Raw genomic sequence first — 22,859 nt, 5'->3', positions numbered from 1 at the left:
GTCGCGGAGTGGATGTACTATAGTTGGTGTAGATGTACTATAGTTGGTTATTGCGGGTCAGGAGGTGCGCAGTGCAGCTGAACCGGCCGTTTTCGACGGTCACGCCCACCCTCGACGGCGATGTCCTGCGAGTGCTCGCGGGCCACGACGCGGCCTTCACGACCGGGCGCGTCCATCGTGTGCTCGACAGTCACTCGATCGAGGGCGTCCGTAAGGTGCTCCAGCGGCTGAACGGCCAAGGGGTCGTGCGCTCGGAGCGGGTCGGCAACACCTACACCTACCGGCTCAACCGCGATCACCTGGCCGCCGAGCACATCATCGGCCTCGCCCGTTTGCGGGAGACCCTGCTGGAGCGCATCGCGAAGCGCCTGGGCGAATGGGCGTTCCCGCCGGTCTACGCGGCGGTGTTCGGGTCGGCGGCAACCGGCTCGATGTCGGTGGAAAGCGACCTGGACCTGCTGCTCATCCGGCCGCGTGCCACCGACGCGGACGAGTGGGCGGCGCAGGTCGAAGCGCTGGTGACCGATGCGACCAACTGGGTGGGCAACGACACCCGGGTCCTGGAATTCACGGACGCCGAAGTCGAGGCCACCGGCCGTGACGAACCCGTTTTGGGTGACGTACTGGCGAATGGCCTCACCGTGGCGGGCGACCGTGCTTGGCTGCTGAAACAGCTGAGCGCGCCGAAAACCTAAGGCGCGTCGCGCGGGTTCAGTTTCTTAGCGGCGTCGGCGATCGAGTCGACGATGAACTGATAACCCGTGCAGCGGCACAGGTTGCCGGAGATGCGCTCGCGGATCTCGGCCTCGGTCGGGGACGGGGTTTCGCGGAGCAGTTCCGCCGCGGTGGCGAGCATGCCCGGGGTGCAGAAGCCGCATTGAAGACCGTGGTGGTCGCGGAACGACTGCTGAAGCGGATGCAGCTCGCCGTCGGTGGCCATGCCTTCGACCGTGGTGATCTCGGCGCCTTCGGCCTGGACGGCGAGCAGGCAGCAGGCGCGGGCGGTGGCGCCGTCGAGGGTGATCGTGCAGGCGCCGCAGACGCCGTGCTCGCAGCCGAGGTGGACGCCGGTGAAACCGAGGTCCTGGCGCAGGAAATCAGCCAGCGAGCGGCGGGGCTCGCAGTCCGCGGTGACCTGCCTGCCGTTGACCGTCAGGGTGACCTTCATCGTGCGCTGCCGTTCGCTCGGGTGATCGCCCGGCGCGCGAGGACCGCGGCCATGTCGCGCCGGTACCCGGCGGGGGCGTGGAGGTCGTCGGCCGGGTCCGTCGCGGCGGCCGCCTCGCGGGCGGCGCCGGCGATCAGGCCGGGCGTCAGCACACAGCCGCGCAAGGACTCTTCGGCCGCTATCGCGCGGATCGGGGTCGGGCCCGCGCCCGCGATGGCGATCCGCGCCTGCGCGCAGACGCCGTCCTCGTCGAGGGTCACCGTCGCGAAGACGGCGACGAGCGCGAGGTCGTGGCTGCGGCGGGACAGCTCCTCGACCGCGTGACCGGTGCGGGCGGGCAGCACGGGGAAGCGGACTTCGACGAGCAGCTCGTCGGGTTCGAGTTCGGTCTGGCCGGTGCCGGTGAAGAAGTCGCGCGCGGAGACCGTGCGCAGGCCGTGCTTGCCGCGGATCGTCAGCTCGGCGTCGAGTGCGACGGCCACCGCGGGCAACTCGGCCGCCGGGTCGGCGTGCGCGAGACTGCCGCCGAGGGTGCCCCGGTTGCGGATCGCGACGTGGCCGAAGTGGCGCAGCGCCTCGGTGAGCAGCGGAAGATCGCGGGACACCAGCGCCGACGTCTCGGCCGCGCGGTGGCGGGTGAGCGCGCCGAGCACGAGATGGCCGTCGGTGCGCCGGATCGAGGACAGGTCGAGGCCGTTGATGTCGACCAGCAGCGACGGCCTGGCCAGTCGCCGGTTGAGCAGGGGCACCAGACTTTGGCCGCCAGCAAGGACTTTGGCGTTCTCGGCATCGGTCAGTGCGCGCAGTGCTTCGTCCACAGAGGACGCTCGGACGTAGTCGAACGCGGCCGCCTTCACGAACGCGCTCCCCGCTTGATCGCGGCGAGCAGCCGGGGCGGGGTGATCGGCAGCGACGTGATCTCGACGCCGTACTCGCTCAGCGCGTCCTCGACGGCGTGCGCGATGGCGGCGCCGCCACCGATGACGCCCGCCTCGCCCATTCCCTTGAAACCACCGGGAATGTGATCGGACGGCGTCGACATGTGCTCGACGCCGAACGGCGGGATCTCCGTCGCGGTCGGCAGCAGATAGTCGGCGAACGACGTCGTCGCCATCCGCCCGTCGGCGTCGTACGCCAGCTCCTCGTAGAGCGCGCCGCCGATGGCCTGCGCCGCGCCGCCGTGCAGCTGCCCCTCCACGATCAGCGGATTGATCACCGTGCCGCAGTCGTGCGCGATGAGGTACCCGAGCAGCGTCACCACCCCGGTCTCGCGGTCGACCTCGGCGAGCACCGCGGTGCAGCCGAACGAGACGGTGATGTTGGCCGGGTCGAAGACCTCGCGTTCCTCCAGCGTCGGTGTCTCGGTCTCGGGCAGCTTGCCGTTGACCCTGCGGTACGCGGCGTCGCCGATCTCGGCCATGGTGACCGACTTGCCCGGCACACCTCGCACCGAGATCACGCCGTCGGCGACGACCAGGTCGTCCGGCGACACCTCGAGCAGGTGCCCGGCGATCCGCAGCACCTTCGCCTTGAGCCTGGTCGCGGCGGTCAGCACGGCCGCGCCGCCGACCGCGGCCGCCCGGCTCGCCCCGGTGCCGTAGCCGGTGTACGGGCAGGAGTCGGTGTCGCCGGAGAGGACCGTGACGTGATCGAGCGGCACGCCCAGCGCCTGCCCGGCCACCTGCGCGAGCGCGGTGTGGATGCCCTGGCCCATCGCGGACAGCCCGGTGAAGACGGTCACGCGGCCGGTCGAATCAATGCGCACGACCTCGGTGTCGAAGCCCGAATGCTGCAACCCGGCCAGGTTCACGATCCGGCTCGGCCCGAACGCGCCGCCCTCGGCGTGGAACGAGTATCCGATCCCGACGGCCTTCCCGTCGGCGCGCCCGCGCGCGACCCGCTCGGCCCACCCCGTCCGCTCGACGCACTCCAGGCACAGGTCGAGGCATTCTTCGTAGCGTCCGGTGTCGTAGACGAAGACCGGGCTTTGGTACGGGAAGGCTTCCGGCGGCACGAAGTTCTTCCGCCGCACGGCGTGCGCGTCCATGCCGAGCCGCCGCGCCAGCTGCTCGACGAGGTGTTCCTGCACGAAGTTCGCCTTCGGCAGCCCATAGCCGCGGTAGGACCCGTACGGCGACTTGTTGGTCATCACGCCGACGACGTTCAGCTCGACGGCCCCGATGTCGTACGGCCCGGTCATGAACGCGGCGGTCGTCCAGCACGGACTGATCCCGACGGTCCCCAGCACCCCGCCGAGCACGCCGTACACGGTGCCCCGCAGCCCGGTGATCGTCCCGTCGTTCTTCGCGGCCAGCTCGACGTCCATCTTCTGCTCACGCGAGTGGACGGTCGCGACGAAGCTCTCCGCCCGGTCCTCGATCAGCTTGACCGGCTTCCCCGCCCGACGTGACAAGACAGAAGCGAGCACTTCGTCACCGTAAAAGTCGAACTTGTTCCCGAAGCCGCCACCCACGTCCGGCGTGCGCACCCGGATCTTCTCGACGGACAGCCCGAGCACCTCGCCCAGCAGTTCCCGCGCGAGGTTCGGCGCCTGCGTCCCCAGCCACATGTCGAGCCGGTCGGTGAACGGATCCCAGTCCGCGACCACGCCCCGCGTCTCCAGCGGGGTCCCCATCTGCCGCCCGAACCGAAAAGACCCCGTCACCACCACATCGGCCTCGGCGAAAGCGGCGGCCACATCCCCCTTCGGCACCACGGTCCGCCCAGCCACGTTCCCAGGCCAGTCCTCATAAAGCCGAGGCGCGTCCTCAGCCAGAGCCTCTTCCAGCGTCGTGACAGCCGGCAGCTCCTCGTACTCGACCTCGATGAGCTCCAGAGCGTCCTCAGCGGTAGCGCGGTCCTTCGCGGCCACAGCCGCGACGCCCTGCCCGGGATACATCACCTTCTCAACGGCCAGTGGATACCCGAACCCCATGAGCATGTCCGGAATGGTCCGCCAGATAACCGGCTGAGGAGCCCTGACAAGTGCCTCGACCTCAGCCCCGGTCACCACGGCAAAAACCCCAGGCAAGGCCACCGCGGCACTCACATCGACGCTCAAGATCCGAGCATGCGGAACCTCAGCCCGAAGCACAGCCGCCTCAAGCATCCCCGCAACCCGCACGTCATCGACAAAGCGCCCACGCCCAGTAAGCAGCCGCAAGTCTTCTTGCCGCCCGACCCGAGCCCCGATCAACCCCGCCACAGCCCCCACCCTGCCAGCGCACACGACCGTCCACAGCACCCAAAAGGGCAAACCAACGTCCCGCACGAACACAAAATCAAGAGCCGATAACCCGAGCGGCCAATCGGCGTAACTACAGCGAGTAAGAGCGAGCCGGAAGGACGGGAGTAACCCGAACGGATGGGGGTCCGGGGGCTCGCCCCCGGCGGGGGTGTGGGGGTTCGACCCCCACAAGAAACCCCGAAGGGGCGCTGGTGGGAGCGCGGTCACGCGCGAACACCGGCGACCGCGAACCTCGAGTGGGCCCGGAGAGACTCGAACTCTCACTGGCACGGACCTAAACCGTGTGCCTCTGCCAATTGGGCTACGGGCCCTGCGCGGACAGCCTAGCGTGCAGGGTGATCAAAGTGGTCGGGTGTGGCCGATGCGGCATGGATTTCGGCAGTGATCTACCGTGGGTCGCCTGCACAGGTACGCCTGCGAGGAGGAGACGTGGCCCGCGACCCGGAGACGATCGAGCGCGACATCGAGAAGGCCAGGACCGCGCTCGCCGCGACCCTGGACGAGCTCGGTACGAAGGCGAACCCGAAGGTGCTCGTCGAGTCGGCGAAGAGCTCGGTGCGTTCGACGCTGGAGGACCCCAAGGTGAAGTACCCGCTCATCGGAGCGGGTGTGCTGATCGTCGCGCTGCTGGTGCGGAAGCTGTTCCGCTAAGCCAGTTTGGAAGCCGCTGCCGGCGGTGTCGTCGCCTTCTGGGGCGTCGGCACCGCTCGGTTCTTTTTGGACGCCTGGGCCGGTGCGACGGGCTTCTTCTCCTCGACGGCCTTGGATAGCTGCTTGCTGGTGGCGAGCGGCGTCTTGGGCTGGTCCTTGATCGGCTTGACCGGTTTGCCCGGCGGCGGGATCTCGATGGGCGCGAGCGCGCCTTCGGGGAGGGTGAGCCTGGCGGTCATGTACGCGGACGTGAACGCGAGCGCGCTCCCGTTCAGCAGATGTACGACGGTGGGCCTGCCCTCCGGCGCGATCCTGTCGACCAGCTGGTCGGTGGTATCCCTCGCCGCGATGATGCCGGGCGCTCGGGCCGTGAGCTTCTTGCCGAGGCCGCTGACCGTGATCGTCCAGTCGTCGTCCTCTTGCACGTAGACCGCCGTGATCGGTTCCGCCATCTGTCTCACCCCGTTCCCTCCTACGCCGGACACCCTGACACGCCGGTCCGTTCTACTTTCTACATGATATCGATACCTCAAAGCGACTCTGTGTCACAAGTAACTTGAGGTGATCCACGTCGAGTGACGACCGAACGGCCTAATGCACGAGCATATTCACGGTCGGGCGCGGTTGGCCAGTCCCGCCCAGAGGATGTCCATGGCGTAGCGGGTGGCGGCCTCGGGGGTGACCTCGTCGTGGCGTTCGCACCAGATGGCGAGCCGCTCGCAGGCGCCGACGACGAACTCGGCGGAGGCCTCGGCCTGCAGGCCGGAGTCGGCGTCGAAGTGCTCGGCCATGAGGGTGGCGATCAGGTCGGTCTGCTGCCGCCTGGTCTCTTCGATCTCGTCGGCGGCCGGTGTGCCGATCAGTGCCATCTCGTGGCGCAGCAGTGACCAGGCCTGGCGGCGTTCGCGGATGAAGACGAAGAAGGCCAGCAGTCCCCGGTGCAGCGCGTCCTCGGGGGAGGTGGCGCCGGACGTCGCCTGGGCGGTGACGTCGCGCAGTGCCGCGCGTGACTGGCGGATGCAGGCCAGCAGCAGGCCTTCCTTCGAGTTGAAGTACTCGTAGAGCATGGGTTTGGAGACGCCGACGCGTTCGGCGATGTCGTCCATCGACGCGGCGCTGTAGCCGCGCTCGGCGAACACTGCTTCGGCCGTCTCGATCATCTGCCGCTCGCGCTCTGCTCGTGGCATGCGCTTGCGTCGTGCTGTGGTCACGCAACTGAGACTACCGTTGGTAACCTACTCAAGGTAAGGTGGACTTCGAGTAACACCTAACCCGCCGTGGAGGAACGCCGATATGGGTAAGCGGATCGAGACGGGAGTCGTGATCGTCGGGACCGGGTTCTCCGGCCTCGGCATGGCGATCCAGCTGCGCAAGGAGGGGCGCGAGGACTTCGTCATCCTGGAGAAGGCGGACGACGTCGGCGGCACCTGGCGCGACAACACCTACCCCGGGTGCGCCTGCGACATCCCGTCGCACATGTACTCGTTCTCCTTCGAGCAGAACCCCGGCTGGTCGCGGGCGTACTCGCCGCAGCCCGAGATCTGGGACTACCTGCGCGAGGTCACCAAGAAGCACGACCTCACCCGCTTCACCCGCTTCGGCCAGGAGATGACCGGCGCGCGCTGGGACTCCGACGAGGCACGCTGGCACGTCGTGACCAAGGCGGGCGACGAGTTCGTCGCGCGATTCCTGGTCTCCGGCATCGGCGCGCTGCACATCCCGCAGATCCCGCGGCTGCCCGGCATCGAGCAGTTCAAGGGCGAGACTTTCCACTCGGCACGCTGGAACCACGCCTACGACCTGCGCGGCAAGAAGGTCGCCGTGATCGGCACCGGCGCGTCGGCCATCCAGTTCGTGCCGCAGATCGCGCCCGACGTCGCACAGCTGAAGCTCTTCCAGCGCACGCCGCCGTGGATCATGGCAAAGCCGGACCGTGAGATGCCCACCTGGGCTCGCCGCGCGTTCGGCTCGGTGCCGCTGCTGCAGCGTGCCTTCCGCAGCGCGCTGTACTGGGTGCTGGAAGCGCGGGCGGTCGGCTTCAACGGCCACCCCGGCGTGATGAAGATCGGCGAGAAGCTCGCCAAGCGGCACATCGCTAGCGCGATCAAGGACCCCGCGCTGCGCGCGAAGCTGACCCCGGATTACACGATGGGGTGCAAGCGGGTCCTGGTCTCCAACGACTACTACCCGGCGCTCACGCGCGACAACGTCGACGTGGTCACCGACGGCGTCGCCGAGGTCCGTGAGCATTCCGTGGTGGACGGTGCAGGGGTCGAGCACGAGGTCGACGCGATCATCTACGGCACCGGCTTCCACGTGACCGACGCGTTCGACGACCTGGACATCATCGGCAGGGACGGGCGCAACCTGGGCAAGGAATGGGGTGCCGAGGGCATGCGGACCCACATGGGCATCACCGTGTCCGGGTTCCCGAACCTGTTCTTCCTGCTCGGCCCGAACACCGGGCTGGGGCACAACTCCGTGGTGTTCATGATCGAGTCCCAGATCCGCTACATCGCGCAGATGCTGCGCGAGGTCGAAAGCCGCGGGGCGAAGGCTATCGACCCGCGCGCGGGCGCGCAGGAGCGGTTCAACGTGGATATCCAGCGCAAGCTGGCGAAGGGCATCTGGACGCAGGGCGGCTGCCAGAGCTGGTATCTCGACGCGAAGGGCGTGAACCGGACGCTGTGGCCGGGATTCACCTGGAAGTACTGGCTCGAGACCCGCAAGGTGAAGACCGAGGAGTTCGAACTGCTCGGCTGAACCGGAGAACGCCGGAGACAGGCCTGCCGCGAAATCGAGGGGTGATCGCGGCAGGCCTGTCCCCGTTCTGGGGGAGGGGAGGGTCAGGAGTTCAGCCGGCGCAGCCTGCTGATCAGGTCGACAGTGGACAGTCCGCACAGCTCCGCCATGCGTTCGAGCGCGGCCAGGTCGAAGTGGACCTCCGACGAGACCGGGCCGGTTTCCGGCTGGCCCAGCCGATCCTCGGCCCAGCGTCGCAGCGGACCCAGTTCCGGCTGGGCGTCGGCGATGACCTTGCGGAGATCGACGCGCACCCGGCCGGGTTCGTCGGTGAACACGCGCCGGTGGACTTTGGCCAGCAGGTCCTGCGGGAGCTCGTCCATCGCGACGCACAACTCCACCAGCCGCACCACGGAGCATTGCCGGGTGCCCAATTCGTAGGTCGCCAGTGTCTGCAAGGAGATGTCGCTCTGCAGACGCTGATTGAGCTCCTTGCGCGTCCAGCCTCGCTGGCGCCGGAGCTTGCGGAGCTCGTCCCCGAGCACCCGCTGGTAAGTCTCAGCGTCGATCAGCACACCTCGTCCCCTGCCCTGCCACCAGCTCGTTGCCCCTCGAGCCGTCTTCACAGCTATGTAAGTGCGCAGGTGCCCGCTCATTACGCGATTTCGGTGTCAGTTTTCGCGCCGACTTCGCGATTGAGCTGAATGGGCTAACGAGAATGGGCCGAACGGACCGGGGCTACCGCCTAGTTGACGCAGGTGACGCCGTTGGCCGTGATCGTCTTGTCATCGGCGGACGGCGCGGGGGACTCCGGCTGGGCGGCACCCTGAGCAGCGGTTTCGGTGGCGCCCTGTCCTGAGTAGTCGGTGCCGAGCAGCACCAGCACGTGCCCGGCGGACACCGTCTTGTCCTCTTCGACCGTCGGCTTGCCGCCGAGCGCGTCGGCGACGGTCTCGCCGGCGGGCTTCTGTCCCTTGGGGACCCGGATGACCGTGGTCTTGCGCGCCGTGGAGTTCGCGGCGTCGCCCGCGGTGAAGCCGTGCTCCGCGGTCAGCGACTGCAGGACGCTCGCGGCGAGCCCGCTCTTGCCGGTGCCGTTGCGGACGTCGACGGTGATCGCCTTGTTGTTCGCGTCGGGCTTCGGCTGCTCCGAGGGCGTGGCCTGGCCGGTGGTGCCCTGGATGAAGTCCTTGACCGCGCGCGGGTCGACCTGAATGGCCGAGCCGTCCTCGGGGGTCTTGAAGTCCATGTTGACCACCGGGATGGTCTTGAACTCCAGCTGGCCACCGGTGAGGTTCTTCATCTGCTGCGCGAAGCCGATGATGTCCCAGCCCTGGTTCAGCACGACCGACTTCTTGATCGCCTCGGCCAGGTCGGACAGCTTGCCAGGGTCGGCGAGGGTGCCCGCCGAGATGACCTTCTTGGCCATCGAGGCCATGAAGACCTGCTGGCGGACCACCCGGTCGAGGTCGCCGCGCGGCAGCCCGTGACGCTGGCGGACGAACTCGAGCGCCTCGACGCCGGAGATCGTGTGCTCGCCCTTGGTGAAGTTCGCGCCGGAGAACTGGTCCTTGACGTCGTTGTTGAGGCAGACGTCGACGCCGCCGATGGCCTTGGTGATGTCGCTGAACCCGAGCAGGTTGACCGAGGCGTAGTTGTCGATGTGCGAGCCGGTCAGCTTCTCGATGGTCTGGATCAGCGTCTTGGCGCCCGCCTGGTTCGACTTCTGCTCGAGTTCCTTGGGATCGCTGACGCCCTGCTTCTGCAGTTCCTTGCGCGTGGACGTCAGCGCGCGGGCGTACGCCGAGTTGATCTTGTGCTTGCCGTAGCCGCCCGGGATGTCCACGTAGGAGTCACGTGGCATCGAGATGGCGACGGCCTTGCTGCCGTCGTTCGGGATGTGCACGAGGATCAGCGTGTCGGTGTTGAGCTCGCCGTCGGACTCGCCGGCGCGCAGCTCGTCGAGGACTTCCTGCGAGAGCGGGTTGCCCTGGTTGTCGGTGCGGCTGTCGAGGCCGACCAGGAGGATGTCGCGCGCGCCGTCGGCGGGCTTCTCGCCCTCGGCGCCCTCGATGACGTCCTGCGTGGTGAGGCCGTTGACCAGGCCCTGCATCGCGGCCCACGCGTATCCGGTGACGCCCATGATCAGCAGCGAGATGACGCCGACCGCGATCTTCGGGCCGCGCTTCGACCTGCGGGGCGGGTCGTCCACGACGCGCCGGACGGGACGGCGGACCGGTGCGTCACCGGCCGACGGCCGTGCCGTGGTCCGCGCCGCCGGCTGTGACTGTGACTGCGGCCGGGGCCTGGGCTGCTGGCCGGGACGGCGGGCCGGAGCGGGCCTGCCGCTCGCCGAACTGCCGCCGGCGGGCCTGCGCGCGGGCACACCGCCGGACTGCTCCTGCCACGGGCGGGAGGGACGACGGTCCCCTTGCCCATTCCGAGGCGGGTTGGTCACGGGCGGCTACTCCTTCGCGGTCGGTGGTCCGGCTTCGGTGGTCGTGATGGTCGTGGTCTTGGTGGACGCATGGTGCAGTGCGTGGGTTGTCGTAGGTTGACACATCCCCCTCAAGGTGTGTTCCGCAACACCCACTTTGCCGATCATCACGGTCTGGTTGCGTATTTTGCCCTGTTCACCACACCCCAGAACATCGCCAGCACGGCGAAGGCCGCCGTGGCCCCGTGCAGCAGCGGGCCGATCGGGTCGTGCACGTCGCCGTCGGCCGCCGCCAGCAGCGACGGCGCGCAGGCCAGGCCGCAGATCAGCCAGGTGGTGGCCGCCGCGCTGGTGCCGATCCGGACGGTGTGCAGCAGGAACACCCCGAGCAGCAGATGGATGAGGCTCTGGATCGGATCGAGCCGCAACCCGAGCAGGCTGGCCTGCGTGGACACGCTGAGCGCGAACCCGAAGACGCCGAGCGTGGCGTAGACCAGCCCGACCGCGACCGCGGACCTGGCGAGCAGCGCGGTGAACCGGCCAGGTGGGTCGGCCGGGCGCGGGACCCGCGCGCGGCGGCCGTGCTGCTCGAACCACCAGAACACCAGCGCGGCGGGCCCGGCGACCAGCAGCAGCGCGAACAGCGTGCGCGGCTTGATCAGCCATTCCATCCGGCCCGGCAGGTAGACGATCGCGATCAGCAGCAGCATCGCGGCGAGGAACACCAGGTAGAGGCTCATCGGCGCGCGCAGCGCGAGCCGGGTGGCGCGCATGATCTCCGGCCGCCGTCCGAGCCGGGCGAGTGGCCGGGCGAACAGCCCGAGCAAGCCGAACTGGGCGAGCCCGAGCAGCAGCACGGCCCACGCGGGCGCGGCGAGCGCGGGCGGCGAGCCGGGGCTGCCGAGCAACGTCAGCGGACCACCCGCGACCACACTCGCGACGATCAGCCCGCCGAGACCGACGAAGACGGCACCGCCGAGCACCAGCCGTGACGGCCTGATCTTGGCGAAGGCGACCTGCTGGGCGAGCAGCGCCAGACCGAGCGCGGCCCCGTACCGGGGCAGCGGCGAACCGAGCCAGCCTGCCGCCAGTTCTCCGAAGATCACCAAGCCCAGCAAGGAAAGCGTGGCCGCGCGCTGGTTCACCTTCAGCAGCAGCGGGGTCGCGATCACGGTCAGCAGGTAGACGCCAAGCAACCACAGCGGATGCAGGGCGATGCGCAGCACGGTCGACGTCGTGCCGCGCGGAATGCTGAGCAGCTCCATGGCGAGCGGCAGCACCAGCGTGACCACGACGAAGATCAGCGCGGGGCGCAGCAGCCAGCTCGCGCGGTGGGCGAGATACTCGCGATAGCCGCTCGCCTTGCGCCAGCCGTCGGCGTTGGAATGCCCGCCCGCGAAGAAGAACAACGGCGCGAGCTGGGCGAGCCAGGTGATCGGCCAAAGCCACCCGTTGCCGGCGCCCGCCCACTGCGCGAGCGCCACGCTCGACTCGCCCACCACGATCAGTCCGATGCTCGCGACCGCGAGCACGGACCAGTGGTCCACCCTGCCTTCCGGCGGCGGCAGCGGCGCGGGCCCGGTGCGGCGCGTGTGGAGCCAGCCGCGCAGCCGGAGCACGAGCAGGCAGCCGATCACCGCGACCCCGGCGAGCATCGGCCCGATCGGGTCGCCGACCGGCGGGCCCCAGCGCTGATGCCACGAGTTGACCACCAGGCCCGCCGAGTAGAGCGAGGCGACCACCTGGCAGGTGCCCGGCGAGTTCATCGGGTTGATGCGGCACATCGCGTGCATGTCGGCGGAGAGCCGGTCGTCGAGCGCCTCGCGGGCGTCCGGCCCCAGCGGGTGGCCCTTGCTCGCGGAATACCGCAGGAGGTCGTAACCCAGGTCGTGCGCCTTGCACGCCGCCCCGTAGTCCCACTTGGTGTTGTCGTCGCCCCACGGCGTCGAGCAGCCACCGTCGACGTGCACCGCCCGCACCGTGCCGTCCCGCGCGGCGAGCGCGCCGGGACGGATGCCGGTGTACGCGGTGAAGTCGGCGGGCAGCTTCGCCAGCGCGTCCGGCCGGGTGCCGGGATGGACGAGCGCGTCGATCGCGGCGCGCGCGGCCGCGACGTCCGGTGGCGGCGGGCCGGTGTCCGCGGGCGACGGCGCGCGGGAGGCGACGAAACCGAACCCGAAGACGACCAGTACGACCAGCAGCAACCAGCCCGACGTGGACAGCGGGCGCCGTAAGCGCGAGTGTTCGGTCGGATCAGTCACCCCACAAGGGTCCCAGTCCCCGTTCGCGGGGAACCTGGGGATTACCCCCAGGTGTACTGAGGCACTCCGCAGGACGTGACTGTGGTTCACCACAGGGTTACGCTCGGTTCATGGGGGAACGCGCACGGAACTGGACCTGGTCGCTGGGCGCACTGCTGACGCTCGCCGGGGTGTGCGTCGCGGTCTTCCTCGTCACCGGTGCCCAGCAAGGAACAGTCAGGCCGCACGTCCCGATCACACGAAGCGAGGCGGAGGCCTTGTTCGACCGGGCGGTGCTGCTCGGGCAGGCCGGTGACGTCGACGGCCTCTGCCGATCCGTCGCGGCAGCCGTCCCAAACTGCGAGGGCCTGGTATCCGGTGCGCGTGCCGCCCACCGGGCGCCGGGGCCGGAGAAGCCGCGGGTGGTCGGCGAAACGTGGTACGCGGGCAAGCACGACGGCGAGGACACCCGGGTGCTGCACGTCGAAGGCGTCAACGCGGACGGCCGCGGCTACCGCAGCGACTTCGCGGTGATCCGGAACTCGCCGGACGAGTTCGAAGTCAGGAGTCTCACCGCCGTGTACTGGTCGGGCGTGGGGTTCCTGCACTGACGTCCGATAGGGGCGGTTCCGGGCTGTGAACTTGCCGCTTCGGCGCTGGCGGTTGGCCGGGAAGTTGCCCTTCGGCGGGATAGTCGCAGGTCAAGGCACTTCTGTGGCTGTATGCGACTGCAGGCGGTGGGTGGGTTCGACTCCAGGGGAACTTCACCGGGGTCTCGTTAGCGTGCTTCCCGGCGGAACCGTCAGGTCCGCCGATGGCTGGGTTGAGATGAAGGAAGCACGCTTGTCCAAGGGATTCCAGGTGTCCGTCCGATCGTGAACGGGGCGTTCCCGCCGGTGAGCGGCGGGAACGCCGAACCTGGCAGGCCAGCAAGGGCTCGTGAGCGTTTTGGCCGGTTAGAACCGGTCGTACCACTCACGAGCCCTTGGCTTTTGGGTAACTATGCACTGGGTGTAGACACTGTGTGTATAGTCGGGGATATGCACTGGGGTGGCATGAGGACGGATCTCGCCATTGGGGTCCGGCTGGCGGTCGGGCGGCACGCGCTCGTCCGGTTTCTGCTGGTGGCCGGTGATGTCGGGCTGGGTGTCGGGGTGCTGCTGTTCGCGGCGGACGCCGTCGGGCCGCATCCCGGGAGGCTGGTCGCGGTCGTGTCGGTGGCGGGGTTCCTGCTCGCACCGCTGGTCGTGTTCATCGCGAGTGTCGCGAGGCTCGGCGGGCCGGAACGGGAGCGGCGGCTCGCGACGTTGCGGTTGCTCGGGGCCAGTGCGGTGCAGGTGCGGCGGGTGGCGGCGGTCGAGTCGCTGACCGGTGGTGTGGCGGGGCTCGGGCTCGGGGTGGCGGGGTTCGCCGTGCTTCGGGGGTTGGACGCGCTGTCGTGGCCCGCGCTCGGGCTGGTGGTGGTGCTCGCGCCGGTGCTGGCCGCCGGTGCGGGGCTGGCCGGGACGCGGAATACGGTCGTCGAGCCGCTCGGGGTGGTGCGGCAGGGGGAGACCGGCGCGCGGCGGGTGTGGTGGCGGCTGGTCGCGGCCGGGCTCGGGGTCGGGCTGCTCGCGATCGGCGTGACGACCACGGACGAGACCGCGGATCTGACCGCCTCGGCGGGGGTGGTCGCCGTCTTGATGTCGATTCCGCTGCTGTTGCCGTGGCTGGTCGAACGCGCGGTCCGCGGGATGCGCGGTGGCGTGCCTTCGTGGCAGCTGGCGGTGCGGCGGCTGCAGGCGGACAGCGGCACGCCGAGCCGGGTGGCCGGTGGGGTGGCGGTGCTGGTGGCCGCCGCGGTCGGGGCGCGGACGATTTTGCGGTCCGCTCCGCCGGTTCCGCTGGTCGGCGCAGGTATCTATTTGATGTCGGGTTTCACGCTGCTGGTCGCGGGCGCGAGCCTGCTGGTGCTGGTCGTGCAGCAGCTGAGCGAACGGCGGCGTGCCGTCGCCGCGCTCGCCGCGAGCGGGGTGCCGTGGGGTGTGATCGGGCGTTCGCTGTTGTGGCAGAACCTGATTCCGATCGGTTTCGGAATCGTGGTGGCGGATTTCGCGGGCGCCGGGCTCGGTGCGGCGGTCGTGCGCATGCTCGGCGTGCGGGTTTTCTTTGATTGGGCATTCATGCTCATCGTCAGCGCGCTGGCGGTGCTGATGGTCATGGCCGTGACTTTGTCCGCGATTCCGGTGCTGCGGGCGAGTGCGCACAGCGACGCATTACGCGAAGAATAAAAGCAATTCCTAATTTCTCATTGGGGTGAACTCTATGGTTTTCACGGTCTCAGCGAAAGGGCTGAGTAAAAGCTATGGGCGAAAACAAGTACTCAATGGACTTGATTTCGAGGTTGGTAAGGGTGTCACCGGTCTGCTCGGCCCGAACGGCGCCGGAAAGACGACACTGCTGCGTTGCCTGGCCACCGCGCTCAAGCCGGACGGCGGTAGTATCAAAGCGTTCGGGCTTGACCCGGGTGAACGGTCACAGCGGACGGAACTGCGTCGGCGGCTCGGTTATCTTCCGCAGGATCCCGGTTTGTACGGGCATTTCACGGTCGCGGAAATGGTCGGCTACATCGCGATCTTGAAAGAGCTCGCCGGGCGGGCGCGGCGTGCGGAAGAAGTCGGGCGGGTGCTCGCCGAGGTGGATTTGACGGAGCAGGCGTCGACCAAGGTCAAAAAGCTTTCCGGCGGTATGCGGCAGCGGCTCGGTATCGCCGCCGCGCTCGTCGGTGATCCGGATTTCCTGATACTCGACGAGCCGACCGTCGGGCTGGATCCCGTGCAGCGTATGAGGTTCCGCGAACTGGTGAGCACGCTCGGCGAGTCCAAAGTGGTGCTGCTGTCGACGCACCAGACCGAGGACGTCGCCGCGGTGTGCGGGCGCGTACTCGTGTTCAGCGCCGGGAAAATCGTGTTCGACGGTGACACCGGCGGGCTCGGCCCGACCGTCGAACACGGCTACCTGAGGCTGCTCGCGTGAGCCCGGCCTTCGGGGCGCTGGTGCTCTTCGAAGCCCGGCGGCAGCTGCGAAACCCGATCCTGCTGCTGCTCGCCGCGGTGACACTGGCCGCGCGCACGGCGGCGAGCTGGCGGCTCATGCCGCACTGGTCGCTCGCCACCGTGGACACCGCCACCGCGCTTCTCATCCTGGGTGCCGGCGCGATGCTCGCCACGAACCTCGCGGCGCTGCGTGACGGCCGTGGCGGGTTCGCCGAACTGCTCGCGCCGTTGCCGAGCAGGCCGAAGACACGCACGCTGGCCGTGCTCGTCGCCGCGACCTCGGTGTCGGCGTTCGTCGCGGTCGTGGTCATCGGGCTGCACTTCGCGTCGCTGACGGTGAACAGCGTGCCGGTCGGGCGGTTCGATGTGACCGAGCTGGTCACCGGGGTGGTGATGGTCGCGCTGCTGAGCGCGGCCGGGGTCGCGCTGGCCAGGTGGGTTCCGGTGCTCATCGCGGCGCCGCTCGCCGCGCTCGTGCTGACCTGGGCGATGTTCCAGTTCCCCGGCTCCTGGCTGCTGCCGGTGGTGCCGGACCTCAAGATCGTGGTCGACTCGGCCAGGCCGCCGCTGTGGCACCTGCTGTACGTCGCGGGCGCGTTTCTCGCGATCGCGGCGGTCGCGCTGCTGCGGCACGGGCCTAGGCCGGGAATCGTGGTCGCCGCCGGCACCGCGCTGGCCGTGCTCGGCGGCGTGCTGACGCTGAACTCGCCCGAGGCGGCTTTGCCGTCGGCGACGGCGGACCGGGTCGTGCCACGTGGGCCGGTGACAGCGGGAGCCGATCATTGCTTGGCGCACAACGGGATCCGGTACTGCTCGTTCCCAACCTATGCCGCCTGGATTCCACTGTGGCAGCAGGCGATCGAGCCTGTCGTCGAGGCGGTGCCGCCCGCGGTGCGGCAGCGCGCGCCCGAGATCGTGCAGCGGGTCAACATCGGCCAGCTGGGGAAACCGACGGCGATCATGCCGCCGGTCACATGGGGCCGCAACGGCGGCGAGGTCGGGTCGCGGCGGTCGCTCGCCGCGCAGATGGCCGGTGTGCTGACCGGTTTCCAGTCGCGGGTCGGGCTGCTGGAATCGATGGACGGCTGCGACGCGCGGGACCGGTCGCGCACGGTCGTCGCGCTCTGGCTGACCGGCCATACCGAGAAAGCCGTTGCACCACAACGTATTCACACGAGACCCGACTCCGATATGGGCGCGATCGACTACGGCGAAACGGAACTGCGCTACGCGTCGGCGCTCCTGGCGGACTCTGAGGCGAAACAGCGGATCTGGGCGAACTGGGACGTGCTCGTCGATCCGGCCACCACGCTCGGGAAAGGCTTGCCATTACTGGGTTTGCGGCAGACCGAGCCCATCGAAGCACCGCGAGGCACGCCATGTCAGTGATGACCTTCGCGCGCGTGATCGGCCGCCTGATCAAGCCGATCGGCCGGGCCATGGACTGGACACCGCTCGCCGTCGCGGTGCCCGCCATGATCGCGCTGGCGGTCGCGGCCGGGATCGAGCCGGTCAGCGTGGCCGCCACGATCCGCTTGGGCGCGTTGCTGCTGGGGGCCGCGGCCGGGTTCGCGCTGGTGGATCCGGTCCCGGTGGTCACGCCGGTTCCCCGCTGGGTGCGGCAATGGCTGCGGACACTGCTCGCGTTCGTGGCGGCGGCCGCCGCGTGGTGCGCGATGTTCGCCGTGTTCGCGTCGAGAGCGGCTCCCGGCGCCGGTTTCGGCGGTTACGCGCTGGAAGCGGCGGTGTGCCTGAGCGCGGGACTGGCGTGCACGGCCGTCGTCGTGCTCCGGCGCGCCGACCGGGTGGCCGGCGCTGTCGGCGCGGCCGTTCTGCTGGCGCTGGCGGCGAGCACGTTCTTCTACGAGGGCCGGGTCTGGCCACTGCCGGAGGAACCGGACTGGTCCGCTGTCCACCAGGGTTGGCTGGTCGCGCTCCCGATCCCGGTGCTGGTCTTGACCATGGCGAACGGGTGGGCCGAACGGGTGATGGCTTCGGCCTGAACCGGAAAAAGCGGCAGATCTTGTCGGTGCCGTCCGTCATGATGGCTGTTCATCACCGTGTTGAGAGGGCGGCGCGGTGAATACGGGGCGGGGGAGCCACCGTGGAGCACAACCCGATCGCCTTCGGCCAGGCGCTGCGCGCGTCCAGGCTGCGGGCTGGGCTGACCCAGCGCAAGCTGGCGGAACAGGCGGGCGTCAGCCTGCGCACGATCAGGCACATCGAGCAGGGACAGGTCGAGCGGCCGAGGCAGGACTCCATCCGGCGGCTCGCCGCCGCGCTGGAAAGCCGGGGTGAGTCACCGTGGACCGCGGCGGTCGGCGCGCTCCGCATCGGCGTGCTCGGCCCGCTCGAAGTCGCGAGAGGCGACGACGCGGTCCCGTTGGGCCCGCTCAAGCAGCGAAGCCTGTTCGCGGTGCTGGCGCTGCAGCCGAACGAGGTGGTCTCCCGCGAGGAGATCATCGACGTGCTGTGGGGTGACCGGCCGCCGGCCAGCTGCCTGAACCTGGTCCACACCTACGTTTCCGGGCTGCGCAAGCTGGTCGAGCCGTCCCGCGCGCGGGAGTCCGGCGCGGTGATCTCGTTGGTGAGCGGGGGATACCGGCTCACCGCCGAACCCGGCGAACTCGACCTGACCCGGTTCGACGAGCTCGTCGCGCTGGCCCGCCGCGCACCACACGGCGAAGCCCGCAAGGAGCTGTTCGAGCAGGCGCTCGACCTCTGGCGCGGGCCGGTGCTGGCCGACCTGCCGCCGAACGTGCGGCAGCATCCGGTGGCGGTCGCGCTGGCCGGGCGCCGGGTCTCGGCCACGCTCGCGTACGCCGACACGGCGCTCGCCGTCGACGGCGCCGAGGACGCCATCGACCGGCTGCGCCTGGTCGCGCATCACGAGCCACTGCACGAAAGCCTGCACGGCAGGCTGATGCTCGCGCTCGCCGCCGCCGGGCAGCAGGCCGCCGCGCTGCGGGTGTTCGCCGACATCCGCAGGCGGCTCGGTGAGGAGCTGGGAATCCAGCCGGGCAAGGACATCCGGCTCGCGCACGGCAAGGTGGTCGAGGGCGAGCCGGTCCGGTACGAGAGCAGGCCCGCGCAGCTGCCAGCCGAAGCGGCCGGGTTCGTCGGGCGCGGCGAGCAGGTCGTCGCGCTCAACGCCGCCGAGGCCAGGATCGTGGTCATCACCGGCAGCGCGGGCGTCGGCAAGACCGCGCTGGCCGTGCACTGGGCGCACCGGCTGCGGCCGCGGTTCCCCGACGGGCAGCTCTACCTCAACCTGCGCGGGCACACCAGCGGCCAGCCGATGCGGCCGCTCGAGGCGTTGAGCCGGTCCTTGCGCGCGCTCGGCGTCTCACCGGAGCGGATCCCGGTCGGCGAGGACGAGGCCGCCGCGCTGTTCCGCACCACGCTGGCCGACCGGCGAGTGCTGGTGGTGCTGGACAACGTCGTCGACGAGGCGCAGGCGCGCCCGCTGCTGCCCGGCGCCGCCGGTTGCCTGACGATCATCACCAGCCGGGACACGCTGGTCGGGCTGAGCGCGGCCGAGGGCGCGCACCGGTTGCCGCTGGACGTGCTCGCGCCGGAGGACGCGCGGCTGCTGCTCACCAAGATGGTCGGCGACGCCGAACCGGCCGAGGTCGCCGAGCTGGCCAGGACCTTGGCGTATCTGCCGCTGGCGCTGCGGGTCGCCGGCGCGAACATCGCGTCGGCGCCGCACGGGACCGTCGCCGGGTATCTCGCCGAGCGGGTCTTCCCCGTCGACGGCGACGTCCGCTCGGCGGTGCACGAGGCGTTCGACCGGTCGTATCGCTGCCTGGACCTCCCGGCGCAGCGGCTGTTCCGGCTGCTCGGTTTCGTGCCAGGCCCGGATTTCACGGCCGAGGCCGCGGCCGCGCTCGGCGGCGACGGCCTCGCCGGGACCCGAGACCTGCTCGCCACGCTCAGCGCGGCAGGGCTGGTGCACGAGCACGTGCCGGGCCGGTTCCAGCTCCACGACCTGCTGCGGGAGCACGCGATCTCGCTGCCGTCCGGCGACGATCCGCCCGCCGCGGTCGAGCGGCTCTTCGCGTTCTACCTGCACCGGGTCGACGGCGCGACGCGGCTGCTGCACCCGCACGTGCTGCGAATGCCGGTGCGGCAAGGAAAGGAGCCCGCGCCGCCGAACGAGGCCGAAGCCATCGCCTGGCTCGACGCCGAGCGCGCGAACCTGTTCGCGGCCGCCGCGCAGGCGATCGAGTACGGGGTGCCGTCCTATGCCTGGCGCATCACCGACGCGCTGCGCGGATATCTGTGGACGGGCGGCTACAGCGCCGAGGGCGCCGCGGCCTGCCAGGAAGGGCTTCGCGCCGCGCAACAGGAGTGCGACCTCGCCGCCGAGGGTTCGATGCGCAACATCCTCGGGCTGATCCACTACAACCTCAGCGACTATCCGGTCGCGATCGAGTGCCACACGAGCGCGCTCGCGCTGGCGAGGCAGGTCGGCGACCGGCTGGCCGAGGCGGCCGCGCTGCACAACCTCGGCCGGGTCTACGCGCAGACCGGGCATCACGCCGACGAGTCCGCGCACTACGAGGAAGCGCTGGAGATCAACCGGAAGGCGGGCAATCTCCACGGCGAGGCCAGCGCGCTCAACTACGTCGGGGTCGCCGCGCTCGCGCTCGGCCAGATCGCCAAGGCCGTCGAGTGCTCCACCGCCGCGCTCGAACTCAGCCGCGAACTGGGCGACCCCGATCTCGAGGCGCGGTCGATGCACAACCTCGGGCTCACCCATTGGTCACGGGGTGAGCTGGACGAGGCCATCGAGTCGTATTCCGAATGCCTCCGAATCGTTCGCTTGATAGGAAATCGGCACGGCGAGGCGCCGGCGCTGGTCTGTCTCGCCGAGGCGCATTGCGAGGCGGGCCGGTACGCCGAAGCCGAAGTGCGGGCCAGGATGGCCATCGCGCAGGCCCGCGCGTCCGGCGAGCGGCGGCACGAGGTCGGCGGGCTGGACATCGTCGCGACCGTCTACCTGCGCACCGGGCACCACGACGCCGCGGCCCGCTACTACCGGAAGGCCTTGGCGCTGGCGAAGGAAATCGGGTTCAGTTTCGGCGAGATGTCCGTGTTGATCGGACTGTCCGTTGTGGACCGTGAGTCCGGAAAGGCGGAATCGGCCGTTCAGGATTGTGAACGGGTGCTGGAGCTGGTACGCCAATCGGGTTCACATGTGCTGGAAGCGAAGGTGCTGATCGAGCTGGCGCACGCCCGGCTGGCGCTGCGTGAGCTCGGGCCCGCGCGTGCGCAAGCGGGCGAGGCGCTGGTCTTCGCGCGGAATCGGGGCCAGTACCGGGATCAGGCGCGGGCGCTGGTCGTGCTCGGGCTCATCCGCGAAGGCGCCGGTGAGCGCCAAGGTGCCGCCGACGCGTGGAAGCAGGCGCTGACGTTGTTCGGCAGGCTGAGCCTGCCGGAAGTGGACGACGTGACCGCGCTTCTGGATCGGATCAGTGGTGATGCTTCGGCGTGACCGGGGCGGCATGTCCTTTTTCCGCGTACTCGACGCGATTGCGGCCGCCTTCCTTCGCGCGGTAGACCGCGCCGTCGGCCGACTGCAGTAGTTCGTCGAGCGTCGAGCCGTCCTTCGGAAAGAGCGCTACCCCGATCGAGGTGGTCCGGCCGGTGATCGTCGCCTTGCCACCGTGATTGTCCGTCGTGACCACCCGTAGCCCGGCGACAGCGGTGAGTACCCGGTCGGCTGCGGCCTTGGCCGCTTCTTCCGCGATATCCGGGAGCAGAACAAGGAATTCCTCGCCACCGAACCGGCCTACGACATCACTCGGTCTAGTGACTTCGCCCAGAGTTTGTGCCACGTTCCGTAGAACATCGTCGCCGGCCGGGTGACCGTAAGTGTCGTTGATCCACTTGAAGTGGTCTAGATCGATCATGAGCACCGCGAGCTTCGCTTCCGATTTGGCCGCTCGGGTGAGTGCGCGTTCCGCCGATTCGGACCAGCCCCTGACGTTGAAAACGCCGGTTTTGGCGTCCGTGCGTGCCTCCGACTGCAGCTGATTGATCTCGGCGAGCCGGTTACCGACGACACTGATCAGGACGAGGATGACGATCGCGGGCGGAATGTTGACGATCAATACCGTTGTTATGGTTCCCAGGCCAATGGTGGAGGCGTCGAGCAGATTGTCGGCTTTGCTACCAAGGATGTTCCGCAGCGTCGGCGCGGTCGTGCCGTCGACGGCCAGCAGTGCGCCGATCATGACCGCTTGCAGGGCGGCGTAAGCGAAACCCGCCAGTAGGAGCAGTCCGAACACGCCCCATGAACTGGACTGGTCCAGTCGCCCCAGGTCGTCGTCGAAAAGCCATTGGAAGACCACCTGGGCGAGCAATGCCGCGGCGGCGTGCGTGAAAGTCGTGAACACGAACTTGTGCGGCGGGCGTCGTGAGTTGAACCAGCGCTGCACGCGGATGATGAGAATGAGCAGCAGCGTGAGCTGAATGGGGAGCAGTAAAGCCGCCGGGAGAATCCAGATACCGCCGAGATCGATGTGGACGGCCGTCGTCCTATTTCGCCGACGCTCTTCCTGGCGACGCGTCAGCTGAATGTGCAGAGTCGCGCAGGCGGCCAACGCGGAAACGCGAATCCAATCAATTCCGGTGATCGGACCGGCTGTTATCGTGCCCCAAGTGAGAAATCCGGTGACAATTATTTCCCAGCTCAGAAGAAATGTGATCATGGGTCGTGGTTTGGTCCACAGATCCCATTTACGGATTGATTTCCAGCTCAGTCCGCGCAGTTGTTCGACGAGCCGGTGGCGGCGCCCGCGTGGCTGGGCGGTCGGTGAGGGCGCGGAACCTGGTGGGACATTCACCGAGGTGGCCGGGCCGGGCGCGCCCTGTGACGGTGCCGCGCTGAACGTACCCCGCTGTTCGCCGTGCGAACTCCCGATCATGGCCCACCTCCTCCCGACTGACAAGCCAGCGGTTGTGTGTCGGTTCCCGCTGTGGTCCTGTTATTAATCATCGGTATCATCCCATCCAACAAGTTCTCACCGCCGGACCCCAGCGGGAGAACAGAATTGATCAGATGTCCACTCGTGAACCCCCATCGCGAGGAGGTGAGTTTCGTGTCCGATCGTGAAGCCTGATAGGTATGGGTCGTTGTCGCTGCCGTTTTGCCGTCGGGAGGTGAGTTTCGATGATGGACCGTGAGGCGTGAGCTTTGAAGACTTTGATGGACGGGAAGCCGGTTTGTGGTCACTGGGAGGTGAACGGACGTGTCGGATCGTGAGGCGTGAGTAACGCGAGCAGGATTGACCGAAGCAGTCGAGGTGTGCACTACGCGGGAGGTGGCATC

18 protein-coding genes and 1 tRNA gene are annotated in these 22,859 nt (G+C 69.0%); 9 read left to right on the top strand and 10 right to left on the bottom strand.

Going from position 1 to position 22,859, the window contains the following annotated elements; translation table 11 throughout:
* Window positions 1-71 precede the first annotated feature (71 nt).
* On the top strand, window positions 72-695 hold the full coding sequence (locus tag AB5J62_RS34165; RefSeq protein WP_370944129.1) for a nucleotidyltransferase domain-containing protein: 624 nt from the start codon (window positions 72-74) through the stop codon (window positions 693-695).
* Here the strand turns inward: AB5J62_RS34165 and AB5J62_RS34160 are convergent.
* The 4 genes from AB5J62_RS34160 to AB5J62_RS34145 form a co-directional block, all read right to left on the bottom strand.
* Window positions 692-1,168: a (2Fe-2S)-binding protein gene (locus AB5J62_RS34160; protein WP_370944128.1), complete on the bottom strand. Its 477-nt coding sequence runs from the start codon at window positions 1,166-1,168 to the stop codon at window positions 692-694. The two genes, AB5J62_RS34165 and AB5J62_RS34160, sit on opposite strands and share 4 nt — an antisense overlap.
* Window positions 1,165-2,025, bottom strand: a complete 861-nt coding sequence (locus tag AB5J62_RS34155; RefSeq protein ID WP_370944127.1) for a xanthine dehydrogenase family protein subunit M — start codon at window positions 2,023-2,025, stop codon at window positions 1,165-1,167. Before AB5J62_RS34155 ends, AB5J62_RS34160 begins: the two co-directional genes overlap by 4 nt.
* Complete coding sequence (locus tag AB5J62_RS34150) at window positions 2,022-4,373, bottom strand: xanthine dehydrogenase family protein molybdopterin-binding subunit (RefSeq protein ID WP_370944126.1); 2,352 nt, start codon at window positions 4,371-4,373, stop codon at window positions 2,022-2,024. Before AB5J62_RS34150 ends, AB5J62_RS34155 begins: the two co-directional genes overlap by 4 nt.
* 279 nt (window positions 4,374-4,652) lie before the next feature.
* A tRNA-Leu gene (locus AB5J62_RS34145) sits at window positions 4,653-4,726 on the bottom strand.
* Window positions 4,727-4,844: 118 nt separating this feature from the next.
* On the opposite strand from AB5J62_RS34145, the gene AB5J62_RS34140 reads away from it, so the two are divergent.
* Window positions 4,845-5,066 (top strand): DUF3618 domain-containing protein, encoded by a 222-nt coding sequence (locus AB5J62_RS34140; protein WP_370944125.1) that lies wholly within the window; start codon window positions 4,845-4,847, stop codon window positions 5,064-5,066.
* Here the strand turns inward: AB5J62_RS34140 and AB5J62_RS34135 are convergent.
* Window positions 5,063-5,518 carry a hypothetical protein gene (locus AB5J62_RS34135; protein ID WP_370944124.1) on the bottom strand — a complete coding sequence of 152 codons (456 nt, stop codon included), beginning with the start codon at window positions 5,516-5,518 and terminating at the stop codon, window positions 5,063-5,065. The two genes, AB5J62_RS34140 and AB5J62_RS34135, sit on opposite strands and share 4 nt — an antisense overlap.
* Window positions 5,519-5,674: 156 nt before the next feature.
* Window positions 5,675-6,253, bottom strand: a complete 579-nt coding sequence (locus tag AB5J62_RS34130) for a TetR/AcrR family transcriptional regulator (RefSeq protein ID WP_370950410.1) — start codon at window positions 6,251-6,253, stop codon at window positions 5,675-5,677.
* 106 nt (window positions 6,254-6,359) lie between these two features.
* Here AB5J62_RS34130 and AB5J62_RS34125 point away from each other — a divergent pair, with 106 nt between their 5' ends.
* On the top strand, window positions 6,360-7,829 hold the full coding sequence (locus tag AB5J62_RS34125) for a flavin-containing monooxygenase (RefSeq protein ID WP_370944123.1): 1,470 nt from the start codon (window positions 6,360-6,362) through the stop codon (window positions 7,827-7,829).
* A gap of 83 nt (window positions 7,830-7,912) precedes the next feature.
* Here the strand turns inward: AB5J62_RS34125 and AB5J62_RS34120 are convergent, their stop codons facing one another.
* The 3 genes from AB5J62_RS34120 to AB5J62_RS34110 form a co-directional block, all read right to left on the bottom strand.
* Window positions 7,913-8,383 carry a helix-turn-helix transcriptional regulator gene (locus AB5J62_RS34120; protein WP_370944122.1) on the bottom strand — a complete coding sequence of 157 codons (471 nt, stop codon included), beginning with the start codon at window positions 8,381-8,383 and terminating at the stop codon, window positions 7,913-7,915.
* 170 nt (window positions 8,384-8,553) lie between these two features.
* The gene (locus AB5J62_RS34115; RefSeq protein WP_370950409.1) at window positions 8,554-9,951 is read right to left on the bottom strand and encodes an LCP family protein; all 1,398 of its coding nucleotides are present in this window, start codon (window positions 9,949-9,951) and stop codon (window positions 8,554-8,556) included.
* Between the two features lie 461 nt (window positions 9,952-10,412).
* Window positions 10,413-12,506, bottom strand: coding sequence for an acyltransferase (locus tag AB5J62_RS34110; protein ID WP_370944121.1), 2,094 nt, complete (start codon window positions 12,504-12,506; stop codon window positions 10,413-10,415).
* A gap of 110 nt (window positions 12,507-12,616) precedes the next feature.
* Between AB5J62_RS34110 and AB5J62_RS34105 the strand changes: the two genes are divergently transcribed.
* The 6 genes from AB5J62_RS34105 to AB5J62_RS34080 all read left to right on the top strand — a co-directional run bounded on the left by AB5J62_RS34105 (window position 12,617) and on the right by AB5J62_RS34080 (window position 21,020).
* Window positions 12,617-13,096 carry a hypothetical protein gene (locus AB5J62_RS34105; RefSeq protein ID WP_370944120.1) on the top strand — a complete coding sequence of 160 codons (480 nt, stop codon included), beginning with the start codon at window positions 12,617-12,619 and terminating at the stop codon, window positions 13,094-13,096.
* Window positions 13,097-13,540: 444 nt separating this feature from the next.
* Window positions 13,541-14,755: an FtsX-like permease family protein gene (locus tag AB5J62_RS34100; RefSeq protein ID WP_370944119.1), complete on the top strand. Its 1,215-nt coding sequence runs from the start codon at window positions 13,541-13,543 to the stop codon at window positions 14,753-14,755.
* A 34-nt stretch (window positions 14,756-14,789) separates the two neighbouring features.
* Window positions 14,790-15,500: an ATP-binding cassette domain-containing protein gene (locus AB5J62_RS34095; protein ID WP_370944118.1), complete on the top strand. Its 711-nt coding sequence runs from the start codon at window positions 14,790-14,792 to the stop codon at window positions 15,498-15,500.
* Window positions 15,497-16,909, top strand: a complete 1,413-nt coding sequence (locus AB5J62_RS34090) for a hypothetical protein (protein WP_370944117.1) — start codon at window positions 15,497-15,499, stop codon at window positions 16,907-16,909. The genes AB5J62_RS34095 and AB5J62_RS34090 overlap by 4 nt, the downstream gene beginning before the upstream one ends.
* Window positions 16,909-17,523: a hypothetical protein gene (locus AB5J62_RS34085; RefSeq protein WP_370944116.1), complete on the top strand. Its 615-nt coding sequence runs from the start codon at window positions 16,909-16,911 to the stop codon at window positions 17,521-17,523. The genes AB5J62_RS34090 and AB5J62_RS34085 overlap by 1 nt, the downstream gene beginning before the upstream one ends.
* A 101-nt stretch (window positions 17,524-17,624) precedes the next feature.
* Window positions 17,625-21,020 carry a tetratricopeptide repeat protein gene (locus tag AB5J62_RS34080; RefSeq protein ID WP_370944115.1) on the top strand — a complete coding sequence of 1,132 codons (3,396 nt, stop codon included), beginning with the start codon at window positions 17,625-17,627 and terminating at the stop codon, window positions 21,018-21,020.
* On the opposite strand, the gene AB5J62_RS34075 is transcribed toward AB5J62_RS34080, so the two are convergent.
* Window positions 20,998-22,455, bottom strand: coding sequence for a GGDEF domain-containing protein (locus AB5J62_RS34075; protein WP_370944114.1), 1,458 nt, complete (start codon window positions 22,453-22,455; stop codon window positions 20,998-21,000). The two genes, AB5J62_RS34080 and AB5J62_RS34075, sit on opposite strands and share 23 nt — an antisense overlap.
* Between the last annotated feature and the right edge of the window lie 404 nt (window positions 22,456-22,859).

Origin of the sequence: Amycolatopsis sp. cg5 (genome assembly GCF_041346955.1) — a bacterium.
In the GTDB taxonomy this organism is placed as follows: Bacteria; Actinomycetota; Actinomycetes; order Mycobacteriales; family Pseudonocardiaceae; genus Amycolatopsis.
The sequence above is the reverse complement of the archived record's forward strand: the minus strand, read 5'-3'. Positions and strand labels throughout refer to the sequence as shown.

What these genes read in the sequence shown, in the direction of transcription:
- AB5J62_RS34075 (WP_370944114.1), bottom strand. Translation starts at nt 22,455, where the DNA reads ATGATCGGGAGTTCGCACGGCGAACAGCGGGGTACGTTCAGCGCGGCA.
- AB5J62_RS34125 (WP_370944123.1), top strand. Translation starts at nt 6,360, where the DNA reads ATGGGTAAGCGGATCGAGACGGGAGTCGTGATCGTCGGGACCGGGTTC.
- AB5J62_RS34130 (WP_370950410.1), bottom strand. Translation starts at nt 6,253, where the DNA reads ATGCCACGAGCAGAGCGCGAGCGGCAGATGATCGAGACGGCCGAAGCA.
- AB5J62_RS34095 (WP_370944118.1), top strand. Translation starts at nt 14,790, where the DNA reads ATGGTTTTCACGGTCTCAGCGAAAGGGCTGAGTAAAAGCTATGGGCGA.
- AB5J62_RS34100 (WP_370944119.1), top strand. Translation starts at nt 13,541, where the DNA reads ATGAGGACGGATCTCGCCATTGGGGTCCGGCTGGCGGTCGGGCGGCAC.
- AB5J62_RS34135 (WP_370944124.1), bottom strand. Translation starts at nt 5,518, where the DNA reads ATGGCGGAACCGATCACGGCGGTCTACGTGCAAGAGGACGACGACTGG.
- AB5J62_RS34105 (WP_370944120.1), top strand. Translation starts at nt 12,617, where the DNA reads ATGGGGGAACGCGCACGGAACTGGACCTGGTCGCTGGGCGCACTGCTG.
- AB5J62_RS34115 (WP_370950409.1), bottom strand. Translation starts at nt 9,951, where the DNA reads ATGGGCGTCACCGGATACGCGTGGGCCGCGATGCAGGGCCTGGTCAAC.
- AB5J62_RS34160 (WP_370944128.1), bottom strand. Translation starts at nt 1,168, where the DNA reads ATGAAGGTCACCCTGACGGTCAACGGCAGGCAGGTCACCGCGGACTGC.
- AB5J62_RS34085 (WP_370944116.1), top strand. Translation starts at nt 16,909, where the DNA reads ATGACCTTCGCGCGCGTGATCGGCCGCCTGATCAAGCCGATCGGCCGG.